This is a genomic window from Bradyrhizobium sp. AZCC 1678 (assembly GCF_036924765.1).
GTDB classification, from domain to species: domain Bacteria; phylum Pseudomonadota; class Alphaproteobacteria; order Rhizobiales; family Xanthobacteraceae; genus Bradyrhizobium; species Bradyrhizobium algeriense.
Genome location: NZ_JAZHSE010000001.1, coordinates 5568656 through 5584023, shown reverse-complemented (window position 1 = coordinate 5584023; position 15368 = coordinate 5568656). Strand labels below are relative to the sequence as shown.

General features: G+C 60.1%; 18 protein-coding genes and 1 tRNA gene. 12 read left to right on the top strand and 7 right to left on the bottom strand.

The genetic code is table 11. From position 1 onward, the window contains the following. Nucleotides 1-2: 2 nt before the first annotated feature. Both V1294_RS26830 and V1294_RS26825 read right to left on the bottom strand, forming a co-directional pair. Nucleotides 3-1274 carry a tyrosine-type recombinase/integrase gene (locus V1294_RS26830; protein ID WP_334501328.1) on the bottom strand — a complete coding sequence of 424 codons (1272 nt, stop codon included), beginning with the start codon at nt 1272-1274 and terminating at the stop codon, nt 3-5. 404 nt (nt 1275-1678) lie between these two features. Continuing rightward, nucleotides 1679-2899 (bottom strand): ABC transporter substrate-binding protein, encoded by a 1221-nt coding sequence (locus V1294_RS26825; protein ID WP_334479393.1) that lies wholly within the window; start codon nt 2897-2899, stop codon nt 1679-1681. A 96-nt stretch (nt 2900-2995) separates the two neighbouring features. Here V1294_RS26825 and V1294_RS26820 point away from each other — a divergent pair, with 96 nt between their 5' ends. Next, nucleotides 2996-3307, top strand: coding sequence for a hypothetical protein (locus tag V1294_RS26820; protein ID WP_334501326.1), 312 nt, complete (start codon nt 2996-2998; stop codon nt 3305-3307). Here V1294_RS26820 and V1294_RS26815 read toward each other — a convergent pair. Then, nucleotides 3295-3681, bottom strand: a complete 387-nt coding sequence (locus tag V1294_RS26815) for a YciI family protein (protein WP_334501324.1) — start codon at nt 3679-3681, stop codon at nt 3295-3297. The two genes, V1294_RS26820 and V1294_RS26815, sit on opposite strands and share 13 nt — an antisense overlap. A 193-nt stretch (nt 3682-3874) precedes the next feature. On the opposite strand from V1294_RS26815, the gene V1294_RS26810 reads away from it, so the two are divergent. Next, a complete protein-coding gene (locus tag V1294_RS26810) occupies nt 3875-4075 on the top strand; it encodes a hypothetical protein (RefSeq protein ID WP_334501321.1) in 201 nt (66 codons plus the stop codon). A 320-nt stretch (nt 4076-4395) separates the two neighbouring features. Further along, nucleotides 4396-4469, top strand: a tRNA-Gly gene (locus V1294_RS26805). A gap of 72 nt (nt 4470-4541) precedes the next feature. Here V1294_RS26805 and V1294_RS26800 read toward each other — a convergent pair. Then, entirely contained in the window at nt 4542-4763 is a 222-nt protein-coding gene (locus V1294_RS26800) for a hypothetical protein (protein WP_334501319.1), read from the bottom strand. Nucleotides 4764-4779: 16 nt separating this feature from the next. Between V1294_RS26800 and V1294_RS26795 the strand changes: the two genes are divergently transcribed. The 7 genes from V1294_RS26795 to V1294_RS26765 all read left to right on the top strand — a co-directional run bounded on the left by V1294_RS26795 (nt 4780) and on the right by V1294_RS26765 (nt 10121). Continuing rightward, nucleotides 4780-5220: an MBL fold metallo-hydrolase gene (locus tag V1294_RS26795; protein ID WP_334501317.1), complete on the top strand. Its 441-nt coding sequence runs from the start codon at nt 4780-4782 to the stop codon at nt 5218-5220. Between the two features lie 66 nt (nt 5221-5286). Beyond that, the gene (locus tag V1294_RS26790) at nt 5287-6039 is read left to right on the top strand and encodes an ABC transporter ATP-binding protein (RefSeq protein WP_334355899.1); all 753 of its coding nucleotides are present in this window, start codon (nt 5287-5289) and stop codon (nt 6037-6039) included. Continuing rightward, nucleotides 6036-6737 (top strand): ABC transporter permease, encoded by a 702-nt coding sequence (locus V1294_RS26785; protein WP_334501315.1) that lies wholly within the window; start codon nt 6036-6038, stop codon nt 6735-6737. The genes V1294_RS26790 and V1294_RS26785 overlap by 4 nt, the downstream gene beginning before the upstream one ends. Then, nucleotides 6734-8218 (top strand): GldG family protein, encoded by a 1485-nt coding sequence (locus V1294_RS26780; RefSeq protein WP_334501312.1) that lies wholly within the window; start codon nt 6734-6736, stop codon nt 8216-8218. The genes V1294_RS26785 and V1294_RS26780 overlap by 4 nt, the downstream gene beginning before the upstream one ends. Continuing rightward, nucleotides 8215-8736 carry a hypothetical protein gene (locus V1294_RS26775; RefSeq protein ID WP_334501310.1) on the top strand — a complete coding sequence of 174 codons (522 nt, stop codon included), beginning with the start codon at nt 8215-8217 and terminating at the stop codon, nt 8734-8736. The genes V1294_RS26780 and V1294_RS26775 overlap by 4 nt, the downstream gene beginning before the upstream one ends. After that, nucleotides 8733-9785 (top strand): HupE/UreJ family protein, encoded by a 1053-nt coding sequence (locus V1294_RS26770; protein WP_334501308.1) that lies wholly within the window; start codon nt 8733-8735, stop codon nt 9783-9785. The genes V1294_RS26775 and V1294_RS26770 overlap by 4 nt, the downstream gene beginning before the upstream one ends. 126 nt (nt 9786-9911) lie before the next feature. Continuing rightward, nucleotides 9912-10121: a hypothetical protein gene (locus V1294_RS26765; protein WP_334501305.1), complete on the top strand. Its 210-nt coding sequence runs from the start codon at nt 9912-9914 to the stop codon at nt 10119-10121. Between the two features lie 94 nt (nt 10122-10215). Here V1294_RS26765 and V1294_RS26760 read toward each other — a convergent pair whose 3' ends face one another. Genes V1294_RS26760 through V1294_RS26750 form a run of 3 tightly spaced genes read right to left on the bottom strand, consistent with a single transcriptional unit; the run spans nt 10216 to nt 13022 of the window. Further along, nucleotides 10216-11865, bottom strand: coding sequence for a Na/Pi cotransporter family protein (locus V1294_RS26760; protein ID WP_334501303.1), 1650 nt, complete (start codon nt 11863-11865; stop codon nt 10216-10218). Between the two features lie 45 nt (nt 11866-11910). Then, a complete protein-coding gene (locus V1294_RS26755) occupies nt 11911-12699 on the bottom strand; it encodes a DeoR/GlpR family DNA-binding transcription regulator (RefSeq protein ID WP_334501301.1) in 789 nt (262 codons plus the stop codon). Between the two features lie 53 nt (nt 12700-12752). After that, on the bottom strand, nt 12753-13022 hold the full coding sequence (locus V1294_RS26750) for a hypothetical protein (protein WP_334501299.1): 270 nt from the start codon (nt 13020-13022) through the stop codon (nt 12753-12755). Between V1294_RS26750 and V1294_RS26745 the strand changes: the two genes are divergently transcribed. Then, nucleotides 13021-14037 carry an ABC transporter ATP-binding protein gene (locus V1294_RS26745; RefSeq protein ID WP_334484913.1) on the top strand — a complete coding sequence of 339 codons (1017 nt, stop codon included), beginning with the start codon at nt 13021-13023 and terminating at the stop codon, nt 14035-14037. The two genes, V1294_RS26750 and V1294_RS26745, sit on opposite strands and share 2 nt — an antisense overlap. A 71-nt stretch (nt 14038-14108) precedes the next feature. After that, nucleotides 14109-15365, top strand: coding sequence for an ABC transporter substrate-binding protein (locus V1294_RS26740; RefSeq protein WP_442895465.1), 1257 nt, complete (start codon nt 14109-14111; stop codon nt 15363-15365). Nucleotides 15366-15368: the final 3 nt, after the last annotated feature.

The window sequence follows — 15368 nt, the reverse complement described above, 5'->3', positions numbered from 1 at the left end:
GGTCAGCCCTCTAACGCCTTGAACTGCACAACATTCGACTCGCGCGCCACCATCAGATTGGCGAGGAAGTCCGCCCATAAGTTAAGCGCGTGCCGCTTCTCGGCAGCAAAGGTGTGAAGCTGATAGACCGCCATCACGCCGCGCATTTGATGGTTCAGCACCCGTTCAACCACTCCAACCTCTACCCCCAGATTGGGCATGGTGGTGGCGGCCGTGCGTCGCAAATCGTGAAGTCGCCAGGGCTCGATTCTGACTTCGTCTGGATCGTCACCAACCGCCGCCGCGTCTTCTCGCGCGATCTCCAGCATCACTTCGTCAATGCGCGCCTTGGCGTGGGTGGCAGAGAACGAGGGGAACACACGGGGCGAGTCCTTGATCTGGTCCATGCTGGTCAGAATCTCGACAGCGACCGGGGCAAGGGGGACGATATGAGGGTTGCCGTTCTTCGAGTCAGGGAGGGTCCACAATGGCGCGTCGCTGGTCAGGTCGAGTTTCAACCATTCCATGTTGGCGACCTCGCTAAACCGCTGCGCCGTCAGCAAGAGCAGATGGGCGAATTGACGCCGGGGCCATTCGAGCCGTTCGATTGCCCGCAGCAAGAGCCGTAATTCACCGTTGGTCAGGATTCGTTTACGCGAAACTTCTTTGACGACAGCGGTTCCATCAAACGGGTTCTTTTCGACCAGTTCTTTGGTGATGCACCATTGAAAGAAGTGCCGCCCATACGCGCGGAGCCGCTTCGACTGGATCGGCGCACGCGCCTTGACCGTGTCGAGAACCCGGATTGCATCGCTGCGCTGGATGTCGTCCACGCGCCTCTTGGCCCAACCCTTTAATTCCTTGTCGAGAACCCGCCGCACCTCCCGGCCGGACTTCAATCCATCGGCGTGGTCGCCGTAGTAGCGCACGAGCACGTTCGCGACCGTGTCCTCCCGGCGCCGGGCTTCCTTCTCCTCCGCAGCAATCCTAGCCGCTTCCGCCTTGCGCGTAGCGCGCTTCTGGTCGGCCGGGTCCGCGCCCATTGCGCGTTGTCGGCGTGCATCACCAGCCGCCTCACGGGCCTGTATAAGCGTTAGCGCGCCGGGACCGCTGGCAGGGCCAAGCACTACAGTCACGTCTTGCTTGTCACCCCGTCGGAACCTGTAGACGAACGTCCGCACTCCCGACGGATACACAAGCACCCGCAGGCCCGGATGACCAATATCGGGCAGGGCGTAGCGCTTCGCTCGCGGTTTTGCGTGCTCGATCGCCAACGCAGTAAGCGGTCTTTTCATTAGCTCCCCCTTCCAAGCCCCACTCTAAGCCCCACAAAATACCTAGCTGTAGTGGTATTTCGGGAGATGTCATCAGCTATCAATAGGGAGCTATATACTTGATTGGAAGAGAATTTTTTGTCTCATGTGGGGCTTCGTGGTAATCGTTGAAACCACAAGATGGCTGACTGTAAATCAGCCGCCTCATGGCTTCGAAGGTTCGAGTCCTTCCTTCCCCACCATCCTTCGCCCTGACGGGCTACGCGTGGCGCAGCCGCGCGGAGACCGTCTGGTCGGAGCGTGTCCGGCGTAGCTTGAGCGCAGCGAAAGCGTAGACGGACTGGTGCCGCCCATACGCAAGCCAAGGCTCGGCAAGCCATCTCCTTGAACTTCTGCGCCAGCCCGCCCGCTCAAACACACACCGCCTACTTCTGCGCATTGGAGAAAGCCGTTTCGAGCACGTCGCCGATCGGCTGCCAGGTGCGGCCGTCGAATTGAATGAGCCGCAGGTGTTTGATCGGCCGAAAATTCCAGGGTCCCGTGCTGATCTTGATCCCGGGCAGCAGCATGGAGCCTTGATAGTCTTTCAGGGCCGCGGCCTGCTTCATGACGTTCTCGCGGGACAGGTCGTTGCCGCATTGCTTGAGCACCTGGGCCAATGTCTCGGCGGCGGCGTAGCCGAACACGGCGTTACTGTCGTCTCTGCCGCCGGCCCGATTATATTTCTCAACAAATGTCTGCCAGTCCCTGGCGGCTTGCTCGTCCTTCCAGGCCGGATCATTCGCATCCTTCAAGAAAGTGGCTGTAATGACGCCCAAGGATTTTTCCTGGCCGGCGGGCTTTGGCGCCGTCGCGATCGATGACGCCATATGGTTCAAGATGAACACCGGGTGCCAATTGAGATCCGCCGCTATTCGGGCGACTTTCGCTGCGTTTTCCGGCACCCCTGCGAATACGAAAATTTCGGCGCCTGATCGCTTCAAGATCGATACGTGCGTGTCCAAATGCTCGTCTGCGATATCGTAGGCGATGTCGACCCTGATCATCCGGGCGATGTCACCGAGCCCGTCTTCCAGCCCCTTGAACAGTTCTCGACCGAAATGATCGTTCTGCCAAAGGGCTACGATCCTTTTTCCGGGGTAGAACGCGTGGATGTAGTTGGCGTAGATGCGTCCCTCTTCGCGAATGGAGGGCTGCCAGCCCATTGTCCACGGAAACAGCGACGGATCGCTCAGATGATCGTCTCCGGAGGCGACAAAGAGTTGGGGAATTTGCCTTTCATTCAGGTATGCGCGAACGGCAAAATTCCCCGGCGTTCCGAACGAACCGAACATCAAGAGCACGTCGTCTTTCTCGATCAGGTCGCGCGTGAGGCTTAGAGCGGTCGATGGATCGGATTTGTCGTCATATGAGATGAAGCGCACCTTGCGGCCGTTGATCCCGCCACGCTCGTTGATCATCTCAAAATACGCCGCTTCGGCTTTTCCAATCGCGCCGAAGACCTCCAGACTCCCGCTATAGGGCATAACGTTGCCGATGCGAATTTCAGTGTCGGTCACGCCTGGATCGCGCACCCGCTCGGTGATCGCGCCCAATGACGTAAGCGCCAGGACAAGAGCAATCAGCGTTCGGACCCTGGTTTGCATCGGACAAACTCCGTTACAAAGAATGCAGCCAGATTTCGAGACCTATGAGAGGCGAGTTGCCTGATCTGGATCGAACGCCGAGAAATTGACGGCAGCGTGATCGTCATTTTCTTCGACCGGAATGGATGTGCCTGTGTTCCGATCGGCTCATACCGAAAGGGCGATAGCTGGCGGCAGGCCAGAGCAAGTTCCCGCACAACGCGATCCAACAAGCGTACGCCGTCGATCGGTTGTGTCAACGAATTCGCTTTTGTTCCCTTGGGGGCAAGCTACTCCCGTGAACTCTTCCGCCCGCCGCGACCAAGCGGCGAGGAGAACCTCATCGGCGCCGTGATCACCGGGGTGGCAAAACGCGCCGTCTTCCTGTTCCGAAAGCTCGTCGTCGTCTCGAAGCCTCAGCCTTCTTGAGCGGTCTTCGGCAAGGATTCTCCGGGGAGATAAAGCCTGATCGGGCGGATTTCGTAGACGGCGGACGGATTGACCCGGTGCAGGTCGCGCGCAATGCCGATCGCTTCCTCCTCGTCGGCGCAATTCAGCACATATAGACCCAGCAACTGCTCTTTCGTTTCGGCAAACGGCCCGTCGATGACCATTCCGGCGCCGGGACCTCGCAAGGTGCGGGCTTCTGCCGTCGCGCCCAGCCGGGCCGCCGGCCCGAGCAGCTTCTTCGCGTTCAGCCGGTCATGCACGGCCAGCAGTTCGGTCATCAGGGCCGCGTCCTCCTCCGCCGTCCAGGACGTGACCTCGGCTTCGACGTGGTAGGCCAGCATGGCGTAGAGCATCGCTTTCTCCTTTATGCGGGGGCCGGGATTGGCTGCTTCCCGAGGACGTTTTGCCGCGCCCGGTCCCGACATTCCGGCGGCCCACGAAACATTCCGGAAACACGATATATCGGATTGCCCTTGAACGAGAGGTGGCGGGCTCTCGACTGATGGGCAGAACGCGAGCCAACGCACACCATTGAAGGAGACGGTCATGCGACGCCAGCCTGCCACGATCATTTGCGATGCCGCCAGATTGCGTGCATCGCAGCCGGCGTCATCGCAAGCGGGCGATTGGCACGACGTCACCGGCCATCACCGCTACTACGGCAGTTCGGCCATCAATGGCGGCGAGCGCATCGTCGAAGACCGCCGCGGCCCGTGCCCGCGCTCCGTCAATCTCTGCGGCTTTTGATCTTTGAGCTTCGGGGCAACAAAAAGGCGCGGCGGGATGGCTCCCGTCGCGCCCCATTTGTTGTGCTCGCTGGTCCAGGCCTGAGAGCGCCCGGAGCCAGGCCAAAACGTCAGCCTAGCGGGCGATCCCAGCGAGGTGACAGCGCTTGGTATAAGACACTGGATCACCTCCTTTCTTTGTTGATGGAAACATCAATATAGGCGGCGAATCGGCCCCTGTTAAGGGCCCGGACCGGCAGATGGACCGCTCCCCAGGATGTTCGGACCAGGGCGGCGGGGCGGGTTGAGGCCGCCTGCACGGCGTGTTAGGTCAACGCCAGCGCGGGTGTAGCTCAATGGTAGAGCAGCAGCCTTCCAAGCTGAATACGAGGGTTCGATTCCCTTCACCCGCTCCAATGTTTTCAGGCACTTATTGGATTCGTTAATCTCCATTCCGACAAGCCGGCTGAATCCATTCCGACAAATGTTCACTTTTTGACCGTCTGCTTGCGCCGTTTGATGCGCTTTATTTGCGCGTCCTGCTTGGCCTCGTCGTCATGACGCAGGTAATGCGCCATCGCTTTGGTCGATGACCATTGGCCTTTCTTCATCAACTGCGTTTCCGTTAGGCCGGACGTGCTCGCTTCCGTGGTCCCGCCATGTCGGCCGAACGACGTAAACGTCAGCTCAGGCCGCAAGCCCGCCGCCACGATGATCTTCTTCGAAATGCGCTCAACTTGCGTCAGCATCTCGCCCTTGAAGGCTGCCTGGTGGCCGGATGTCGGGTTTTCGATTTACTACATCCCAGGCGACTTCGCCGACACCAAGAAGATGAACATCGTCCGCCTCAATGGCGATCTCGACCTGTTCGATGATGGTTCCGTGCGCGTCATGCGCGCGCCCGGCCATACGCCCGGCAGTCAGTTCGTGGTAGTGAAACTTCCGAAGACGGGGTCCGTCATCCTCACGAGTGACGTTGTCTACCTGAAGGAAAATCTCGACAAGAATCTGATTCCGCCGATCCCGGGTACGCAATCGCCAGGCGATGCGTACAACAGCTATCAGCGCATTCGTCTCATCCGCGACGCCAACAACGCTCAGATCTTCTACGGGCATGACCCCGAGATCTTCAAGGCGACGAAGAAGGCGCCCGAATTCTACGATTGAGGACTCATTCGGCTGGGCTCCTTCGGGTCGGCCCGGCCGACCGGCGTTGCGTTTTTGGGACCTTGCATGACCATCATGCCGAGCGATGCAGTGCCTGGCGGTATATCGACCGCGAGGGCGGATGCGCCGGCCATCTCCGCGATCGATGTGAGCAAAACCTACGGCTCGGTCTCGGCGCTTGACCGATTGACGCTCGACGTCCGAGCCGGGGAAATATTCGGATTGCTCGGGCCAAATGGCTCCGGCAAGACCACTTTCATGCGGCTGCTTGCGGGCTATCTTCTACCATCTGCCGGCCGCCTGACCGTGGCCGGGCTGGACGTCCTCAACGATTCGCTCGCGGTGCGCCGGCGTATCGGTTACGTGCCTGAATCGGCGCCGCTCTATCACCACATGCGCGTCGGTGAATTCCTCACCTTCATGGCGCGGCTGCGCGGCGTACCCGAGCGAGAAATCGCAAGCGCGGTTGCGCGCGTGGTCGCTCGGCTGGCGCTGTCCGCTGTGCTCGATAAGCCCACCGGGAAGCTATCGCGCGGCTATCGCCAGCGGACCGCGCTTGCGCAGGCGCTGATCCACGATCCAGATATTCTCATTCTCGACGAGCCGACCAATGGTCTCGACCCACGCCAAATCATCGAGATGCGGCAATTGATCCGCTCGCTTGCCGGTCGTCACACGGTGCTGATGAGCTCGCATATCCTGAGCGAAGTGCAAAAGACGTCCGATCGGGTCGCGGTCCTGCTCAATGGCCGTCTGCTCGGCGTGCGGGCTATTGCCGATACGCCCGATCTTGAAGAGTGGTTCTTGTCCCTGACATGAAAACGCTGCGCATTCTGTTTGCCAAGGAATTGAACGCGATTCTGGCATCGCCGATCGGCTACACGGTTTCCGCCGTGTTCCTGCTGGTGCTCGGCTACACGTTCAGCCTCACGCTGTTCACAACCAAGGTCGCCAATCTGCAGTACATTTTCCACCAGATGTACGTGCTGTCGATCCTGCTGGTACCGGTATTGACCATGCGCAGCTTTGCCGAGGAGCGGCGATCGGAAACGCTCGAGCTGTTGCTCACCGCCCCGGTGGGCGAATTGTCCATCGTACTTGCGAAGTATGCGGCCACGCTGACGCTCGTGCTCGGCATGTTTGCAGCATCCCTGCTCTATGCATTGATCCTGGGTCGCTACGGCGAGCCGGATTGGGGGCCGATCTATGCGGGTTATCTGGCGCTGATGCTGCACGCCTCGCTTCTTGTTGCAGTCGGTCTCCTGATGTCGAGCTTGACGGAAAATCAGGTCGTCGCCGCAGCACTGTCGATCGGCACGTTTCTAATGCTTTGGTTCGCCGATTCGGTCTCCTATCTGCTGCCGCCGCCGTTCGACAGCGTTGCCATCAACCTGTCGCTGATCGGCCATTTCAAGCCGATGGTCTCGGGCTCGGTTTTCCTGTCGGATGTCGGCTATTTCGTCACCGCGAGCATGCTCGCGCTGTTCCTCGCAACGTGGGGACTGGCGCAGCGATGAGTGCGGAGCTGGCCAACATCGGCTGGTTTTTCGGTGTCGTCGCCGCGCTTGCACTCCTGTTCGCGGCGGGGCTCAAGCTGCCGGTCCGGATTGGGTCAACGAGCCGTGTCGTCACCGCGGTGCTTGTTGTCGGTGCTGCCCTGACCGTCGCGATTCTCGCCAATGTCGCGTTGTTTCGCCACGACGCCTATCTCGACCTCACGCGAGAGAAGGCGTTCACGCCGTCAGCCGAGGCGCGTGACCTGGTGCTCGCACTGAAGGAGCCGATCGACGTCGCCTATTTCTACCAGAAGCAGAATCCCGGCGCCCGGGCGCTGACCACCATGCTCAGCCAGCTCGAGCGGCAAAACCCCAACTTTCACGTGCGACTGATCGATGCCGACCAGAGCCCGGCACTGGCGAACAGCCTCGGTGTCCGCACCTACAATTCCGCCGTGCTGCGCGCCGGCGACCGCCGCATCGAGGTGGTCACCACCGACGACCGGGAGATTGCGCTCGGCTTGCTGCGATTGATGCGCCAGCGCGAGATGGTGGTTTGCTTCGCCGCCGGCCATGGTGAGTACGATATCGATAATTTCGAATTCCATACGCATTTCGAGGGCGCTCAGAGTCACCATCACGATGCCTCGGGGCTGGCGGTCGTGCAGATGGAGCAGCATGGCATCGGACGGCTCCGGCGTGCGCTGGAGAAGCTCGGGCTGGTCGCGCGAAAAGTATCGTTCGCGACCGGACAGGCGATCCCGGATGATTGCGCTGTGCTGGTCGAGGCCAATCCCCGAACTGCCTATAGCCCGAAGGAAAGCGAACTGTTGCGCCGCTATCTGGAGCGCGGCGGCTCGGCGATGGTCCTCGTCGAGCCAGACTATGTGCTGGACGACAGCATCGCAGCAGTTCTGGCCCGGGCTGGTGTCAAGATCGGCGACGGCGTGATCGTCGACCCCAGGGATCACTATTTTACGGATGAACAGATGATCGCCGTATCACGCTACGGTACCCATCCGGTCACGCGCGGACTTTCGCTATCATTCTATCCGGGTGCGCGGCCGCTTGAAACGGTGGTGGCACCCAACGTGCGGGTCGTACCGCTGGCGGCCAGCAGCACGGAGAGCTACATCATCAGCGATCGTCTCGGAAAGCGGGTGGAGCCGGAGACCGGACCGCCCGCAGCGCGGATCATCGTGCTTGCGTCCGAAGGACGCATCACCGAAGCAGCCAAGCCCTTTCGCCTGATCGTCGCGGGCGACGCTGACTTCGTTTCCAATTCTTTCTTTCCTTATCTCGGCAATTCCGATGTCGTGCTCGCGGGGATCGCCTGGCTGACGCGCCAGGAGAGGGCGCCGACCATGAAGCCCCCGGTCGAGGTCTTGCCGACGGTGACGCTTACCGGCGCACAGATGCGCGGCATCTTCATCGTCACGGTACTGCTGATGCCGGGCCTGGTCGCCCTTGCCGGGGTTGCGATGTGGTGGCGGCGGCGATGAACCGTTTCGGCTGGATCGCCGCTGCGATACTCGCGACGGCGTTCCTCGCAGCACTTGCCTTCACCGGCGGTCGAGGTGGTCCGGGACTCGCGCCGTTCACGCCCGCCGGACTCCTGACCATTCCGGCCGAGCAGGTCCGCGAGGTCGAGGTGACCAGTGGTGATAGGCGGTGGTACTTTGTGCGCGGTGAGAGCGGTTGGCGGGCGGAGCGAGGGACGGTAACGGCAGGGTTCGAGGGGCGCCTCGAGGGTGCGGTCACGCTCCTGCGCAATTCAGGGCCGGAGCGGATCTTGACCGATGCCGAACTTGCCGGCGTCGATGTTGCGCAGTTCGGCCTGGATCCGCCACGGTCCCGTGTGATCCTCAGGGGATCCGGGGCCGACAGCTTTGCGATCTCATTTGGCGCAGCCAATCTGCTCGGCCTGTCACGCTACGCGAGGCTCGACGACAAGCGCGAGATCGCATTGCTCCCCGGCTTCGTCCCAGAGGCGTGGGAGCAGTTGGGAGGCGCGCCATGATCGGACGCGTCTTGCGGACGTGGTTGGCACTGGCCTTACTGTGGCCAGCCTTCGCGCTTGCCCACGCGACCACGACGGCGCTTGTGCGAATCGAACTCATCGACAATCGGCTGCATTACGCGCTGTCGATCGTGCTGCCCGAAATACCGAACAGATCCGTCGAACTGCTTGCGTCTGCGGTCAACGGCGATCGGCCAGCAGCGGAGCGAATTGCCAAATACGCCCGCCAGACACTTTCGGTCGAACTCGGCAGTGCGCGCTGCCGGATGGGCCGCGTACGGATCGGCGGTGCCGGCGCCAACGATGCTCGCGCCACGATCGAGATCGAGTTCGGCTGTGATGCCTCGCACGGCCGCCTCGAGATTGCCGAGGACTGGAGCGAGCTTCTGGGCGAGCATTATCGAACGTTGGGAAATTTGGGGACAGCCAACGGCGAGCGGCAGGTTAGCTTTGAGGAACCATTACGGAAAGTCGCGATCGACGTGGACCGCCCCGTGGCGACCGGATGGTTCGATTTCGTCAAGCTGGGCATCGAGCACATCATCACCGGTTACGACCATCTGCTGTTCTTGGTAGCACTGCTTGCAACCGCTCAAGTTTTTTGGTCCGTCGTCCGCATTGTCACAGCGTTTACGCTTGCGCATAGCGTGACACTCTCAATTGCCACACTTGATATTCTGACCATTCCGGAGCGGATCATCGAACCGCTAATCGCGGCGAGCATCGTCTGGGTCGCGCTGGAAAATCTGCTTGTGACCGAACCCGATCGGCGCCGCTGGATCTGGAGTTTTGTCTTTGGCCTCGTGCACGGCTTCGGCTTCGCATCGGCACTCGGCGAACTCGGCCTGAAAGGGGCGGCGATCGTGCGGGCGCTCGTCGGATTCAATGTCGGCGTCGAGATCGGGCAATTGATCTTTGTCGCGCTGTTCCTGCCGACGCTGTCCGTTTTGACGCGCGGACGCGGCGCATCATTGACGCCGCGGATCGCGTCCGTTGCGGTCGCCATCGTTGGCAGCTACTGGCTGGGCGAACGCATTTTTGGATGGTGATGCGTGCTATCCTCGCAGTCGCATCATTTTTGATTGTGACATCATACCGGGATTGCTACCGTCTCGCGGTTGCAAGGCGAGTGTAGCAATTTATCTTTCGCGGGGGTGGTATGCGAGAGGTGGCGGATGGCGGCTATTGCTTGCAACCGCCGCAGTTGCGCTGCCGAAGGCGAAGGGCCGCGCCCCCTGATCGATGACGACAGCGTCCGCTCGCAGGATTCGCTGATCTTCAACGCACGGGCTGGCTACCGATTCGATAATGGCGTGCGACTGCAGCTCGACGTGCTCAATCTCTTCAACGCGAAGACCAATCAGATCGAATGGACAACCTCCTGAAAGTTCACAGCTAGCAAAACTAGAGGCCCCGTCCTTCAGACAGGGCTTTTTTGTCATAATTTGCGATTGCCGTGCTCGACACGTCGTGCGGCGACTACGTCACGCGGCTTGGCAGAAGCGCGCCGCTGCGCTCCAGCACCGGATACGCCGCGGCAGCCACGATATGGGAATTGATCAGCTTGATATCCCGCAATAGATCGAGATGGATCGAACTGGCCTGAGCGGCCTGGAGATCGCCATTGCGCAGTCGGTTGACGTGCGAAGCTGTCGCTTTGGTTTCGGCGTCCCTGAACGCGACTTTTTCGTCCACCAGCAGGCGAGCGGTCCGCTGATCTTCAGTGACGAGTAGCGATGCTGCCGTTTTCAGATTGACGGATAGGCGCTCGATCATGGCGGTCAGCTCCTTTTGCTCCTCCTCGGAAAACACCAGGCCTCGCTTGAGCCTCTTGGAGGCGTGCGGCAAAAAATTTCGGTCGACTACGTCGCCGGCCTGCTCAATATTCATCGTGAATGTCAAAATCTCATTCAGACGACGATGATCCGCGGGATTTAACTCTTCTGGATCAAGCGACGTAAGGTAGGCCTTGATTGCGATATTCAGCTTATCCAGCACGTCTTCACGCCGGCGGGTCTCAACCAGCAATCTTCGGTTTCCCTTCGCTAGTCCCGCGTTCACTCCTTGGAGCATTTCCTCAAGCACGTCGGCAAGCCGTAGCGCCTCGCGAGATGCTGCGCCGAGCGCGACGATGGGAGTCTCCTTAGCCGCGGAATCGAGATAGAGTGGCCGTGCCGGGTCAGCCGGGTTGATGTTTTCTGGGAGCCAGCGGCGCAACAGCGACGCATAGGGCCCCAGAAGCGGCAGGGATACGGCAGCCACCGCAACATTGAAAAGGGTGTGAAAATCGGCCACTGCACGCGCGCTGGTTGGCTCGATCGCGGCCATGAAATGACTGATCGGGCCGAGAAAACTTATCGTTATGGCAACGCCCAGGATACGTCCGATCAGATTGCCTATTGGAAGCCGCTTTGCCGCCAGATCGTCGCCTCGGGGACCCTCCAAGAGGGGATTGATGGCCGTGCCGAGATTTGCACCGAGAACAAGAGCAAACGCGGCGTCAGCAGGAACCACGCCCTTCATCGCTAACGAGATGATGAACAGGACGATGGCGACGCTCGAATGGGCAGCCCAAGTCAGCAAAGCCGCCAGAAATACGTCCAGAAGCCACGAGGCGGAAACGGCGCCCAACACCATGCTCAAGACGGGTGAATCCTCGTAGCCAGTCATGAGACTAAGAAGCTGGTGCAACGCAAGCAGCATCAAGCCAAGGCCGATGAACACGCGACCGAGATCGTGTGCTTGGGTTCGCGAATCCCTGCGGAACATCACCATGCCGAGCAGAATGAGTGCTGGAGAGATCAGCACGACATCGAACGAGAGAACTTGCACGATCAGGGTCGTCCCCACGTTGGCACCCAACATGACCGCGAGAGCCGGGACCAACCCCACCAGACCTCCTGCTGCGAAGCCGGCCGTCATCAGTCCGGTGGCGGTGCTGCTTTGGAGCAGAGCAGTAACGCCCACGCCGGCGAGGAAGGCGCGAAGGCGGTTACGCAAGGCACGACCCAGAATGGAGCGCAATTTCGAGCCGAACGCGCGCTGCACGCCGGTCTGCACCATGTGTGTGCCCCAAAGCAGAAGCGCGATCGAGCCGGCGAGATCGATCAGGGAAATCAGCGGGGACATGATCGATGCTCTCCTGGAACGAGTCGACGAACTGAGCCGTCTGACTTACGCGGCGTCTACGGCGCCATCGCTGGCGGTATGTATCCGATCCGCGTATTGTTCGGCGATCGAACGAAACCCTGCCGGCAATGGCTTGTCGGTGAAGAAATGATGGCATTCGCCAAGATGGCCGCCGCGCACTGTAGCGTTGCGGCCAAACTTGCTGACGTCGGCGACCAGCAGGGCGATCCGACAATTGGCAACGATGGCCTGACGCGCCTGAAACTCATCCGAGTGAAAATCGAGCAGGGCGCCATCTTGATCTATGCCGCCGACGCCGAAAATTCCGAAATCCGCCTTGAAACCAGAAAAAAACCGTACTGCGGCGTCGCCGACGATGTCACGGTCGAGGGGACGCAGTGTCCCCCCGGCGATCGTGATTTCGACGTCTGGATTGCGCGCGAACGCCGCTGCCACGTTCAGGTTGTTGGTAATGATCCTCAAATCCTGACGATTGGACAGCGCCTGCGCGACATATTCGGGCGTGGTCCCGAGGCCGATCATGAGTGATGCGCCGTCGGGAATGAAATTGGATACCGCATGAGCGATCTGTCGCTTGGCGTCGGGGTTCAATCCCTGCCGGCTTCCATAAGCAAGATTCTGGTTCTGAACTGGAAGGCCGACGCCGCCGTGGATCCGTCGCAGCAGGCCTTGGTCGCATAGCTGATTCACCGCGCGGCGAACGGTCTGCTGCGTGACGACGAAATGCCCGGCAAGATGTTCGATCGAGGCGAAGCCCTGCTCGCGCACGATCTCCAAAATACGGGCCTGTCGCTTGGTGACGGTTGTGAGCATGAAAATCCTTCTTGTCGTCAAAAAGTATCATTCGAACATAAATTGCGCAATTTCTATTTCATTCGCTCGCACTCTGTGTTCAGATGAACATCGGAGGAATAGATAATGCGCGGGCGCGGAGAAAAGCCTTGGAAGGCTTCCCGGGCGATGGGCGCGGGAACGGTCGACCAACCGTAGAACAGGTCCTCGTCACGGCCGGATCGCTCGCCTGCGCTGGCTGACTGATTGAGAATGATGTCAGGACAAAAGAAGCAACGGACCAAGACGCTTTCGCGCGACTTAACGTGCGCGGCAGCAGCACAACGTTGAACCGGATAGATCATGTCGGCGATTACGCTGGATCACGTTTCCAAGAATTGGGGTCCCATGCGGGCCGTCGACGACGTGAGTCTCACGGCGGAGGAAGGCTCGCTACTGGTGCTGCTCGGTCCATCGGGTTGCGGCAAATCCACGACGCTTCGCCTGATTGCAGGTCTTGAGCAGCTCGACGGGGGCACAATTGCGATCGGCGGCACGGACGTAACCAATCTCACGCCGGCCCAGCGCAAAATCTCCATGGTGTTCCAGTCCTATGCGCTGTTTCCGCATCTGAGCGTGGCGGAGAATATTGTCTTCGGCCTGCGCGTGCGGCGTGTGTCCCGCGCCGAGCGCGATGCGCGGCTCAAGCGTGTTGCGGATATCGTCGGCCTCGGACGTTTGCTCGAGCGCAAGCCGTCTCAGCTGTCCGGCGGTCAGCGCCAGCGAGTCGCACTCGGACGCGCCATCATCGCCGAGGCGCGGGTTTGCCTGATGGATGAACCTCTTTCAAATCTCGACGCCAAGCTGCGTCACGAGATGCGGACCGAGATTCGGGCGCTGCAGCAGCGACTTGGAATGACGATGGTCTATGTGACGCACGATCAGACCGAGGCCATGACTATGGCAGATCGCGTCGTGCTGATGCGCGACGGCCGTGTCGAGCAAAACGGCTCACCGGAAGAATTGTACAATAGGCCAGCGACGGCATTCACGGCGCGATTTATCGGAACGCCGCCGATGAACTTGATCTCGCAGGGCGACCGCCTCATCGGCATTCGACCAGAGCATATTCAGATCGTGGCGCAGGACGGTCAAGCCGCGCGCGTAAAGACCGTCGAGCATCTGGGTGCCGACAGCATCATTCTGTGCGAAATCGCGGGTCAGCCGGTTTCGGTGCGGCAGGACGGTTTCAGCAAGGCTCAGCCAGGCGATGACGTCAGGCTTGCCTGGGACGCCGGCCATGAACATCAGTTTGACCAGAAATCGGAACGGCGGCTGGAGCCGATGCTCAATGAGGCAAGGCGTATAGCAACTGGCTGAAACTGAAACGACGGTCTCGGCGCGGCAAAAAAGTGACATGGGAGGACGACATGATATTGGTTCGACGAACAATGCTGGCGGCGACTGCAGTCGCGGTGCTATTTTTGGGCGCGCGTCCCGCTGCGGCTGTCGATTTGACCATGTATTATCCGGTCGCGGTGGGCGGACCGGTGACGAAGATCATCGACGACATGGTCTCCCGTTTCGAGAAAGAGAATGCGGACATCAAAGTGACCGCGGTCTACGCCGGCAACTACACCGATACGATGACCAAGGCGATGACGGCAATGAAGGGCGGTCAACCGCCGCAATTGTCGGTGCTGCTGTCGACCGACGTCTTCACACTTATGGACGAAAACGCAATTGTGCCAATGGATGGTCTTGTCACTGACAAGTCGTGGTTCAAGGAATTCTATCCGGCGTTCATGGCGAACGGACAGATCGACGGCAAGACCTGGAGCATTCCGTTCCAGCGCTCGACGATCGTGCTGTACTGGAATAAGGACGCCTTCAAGGAAGCGGCCCTCGATCCGGAAAAGGCACCTGCGACCTGGGACGAAATGGCCGAAATGGCCAAGAAACTTGTCAAGAAGGATGCATCGGGCAACACCACGCGCTGGGGCGTCGAAATTCCGACAACCGGCTACGCCTACTGGATGCTGCAGGCGCTTGCCATCGAGAACGGCCAGAAATTGATGAACGAACCCGGTAACGAGGTTTATCTCACGGCACCAAAGACGGTGGGCGCGTTGGATTATTGGGTCGACCTGTCGCGCAAGCATAATGTGATGCCGACGGGCACCATCGACTGGGCGACGCTGCGCACCGATTTCCTCGAAGGCAAGACCGCGATGATGTGGCACACCACTGGTAACCTGACTGCGGTCAAGGACGCTGCCAAGTTCAACTTTGGCGTTGCCATGCTGCCTGCCAAGGAGCGGCGCGGTTCGCCGACCGGCGGTGGCAATTTCTACATATTCAAGAGCGCTTCCCCCGAGCAGCAGAAGGCCGCCGTCAAATTCATCCAGTGGATGACAGCTCCTGAGCGCGCAGCGGAGTGGAGCATGAAAACCGGTTACGTCGCGGTTTCTCCGGCGGCCTACAAGACGCCGGCGATGGAGGCGTATGCAAAGGGTTTCCCTGCCGCGACCGTTGCCCGTGATCAGCTTGAGCATGCCGTGCCGGAATTGTCGGTTCACGAAAATGGCCGCATCTACAAGTTTGTGGGAGATGCCGTGCAGGCGGCGGTCACCGGCGCGCAGAAGCCGCAGGAGGCACTTGCTGCCGCTCAGCAGCAGGCCGACCGCGTACTCCGCGCATATAAATAAAAA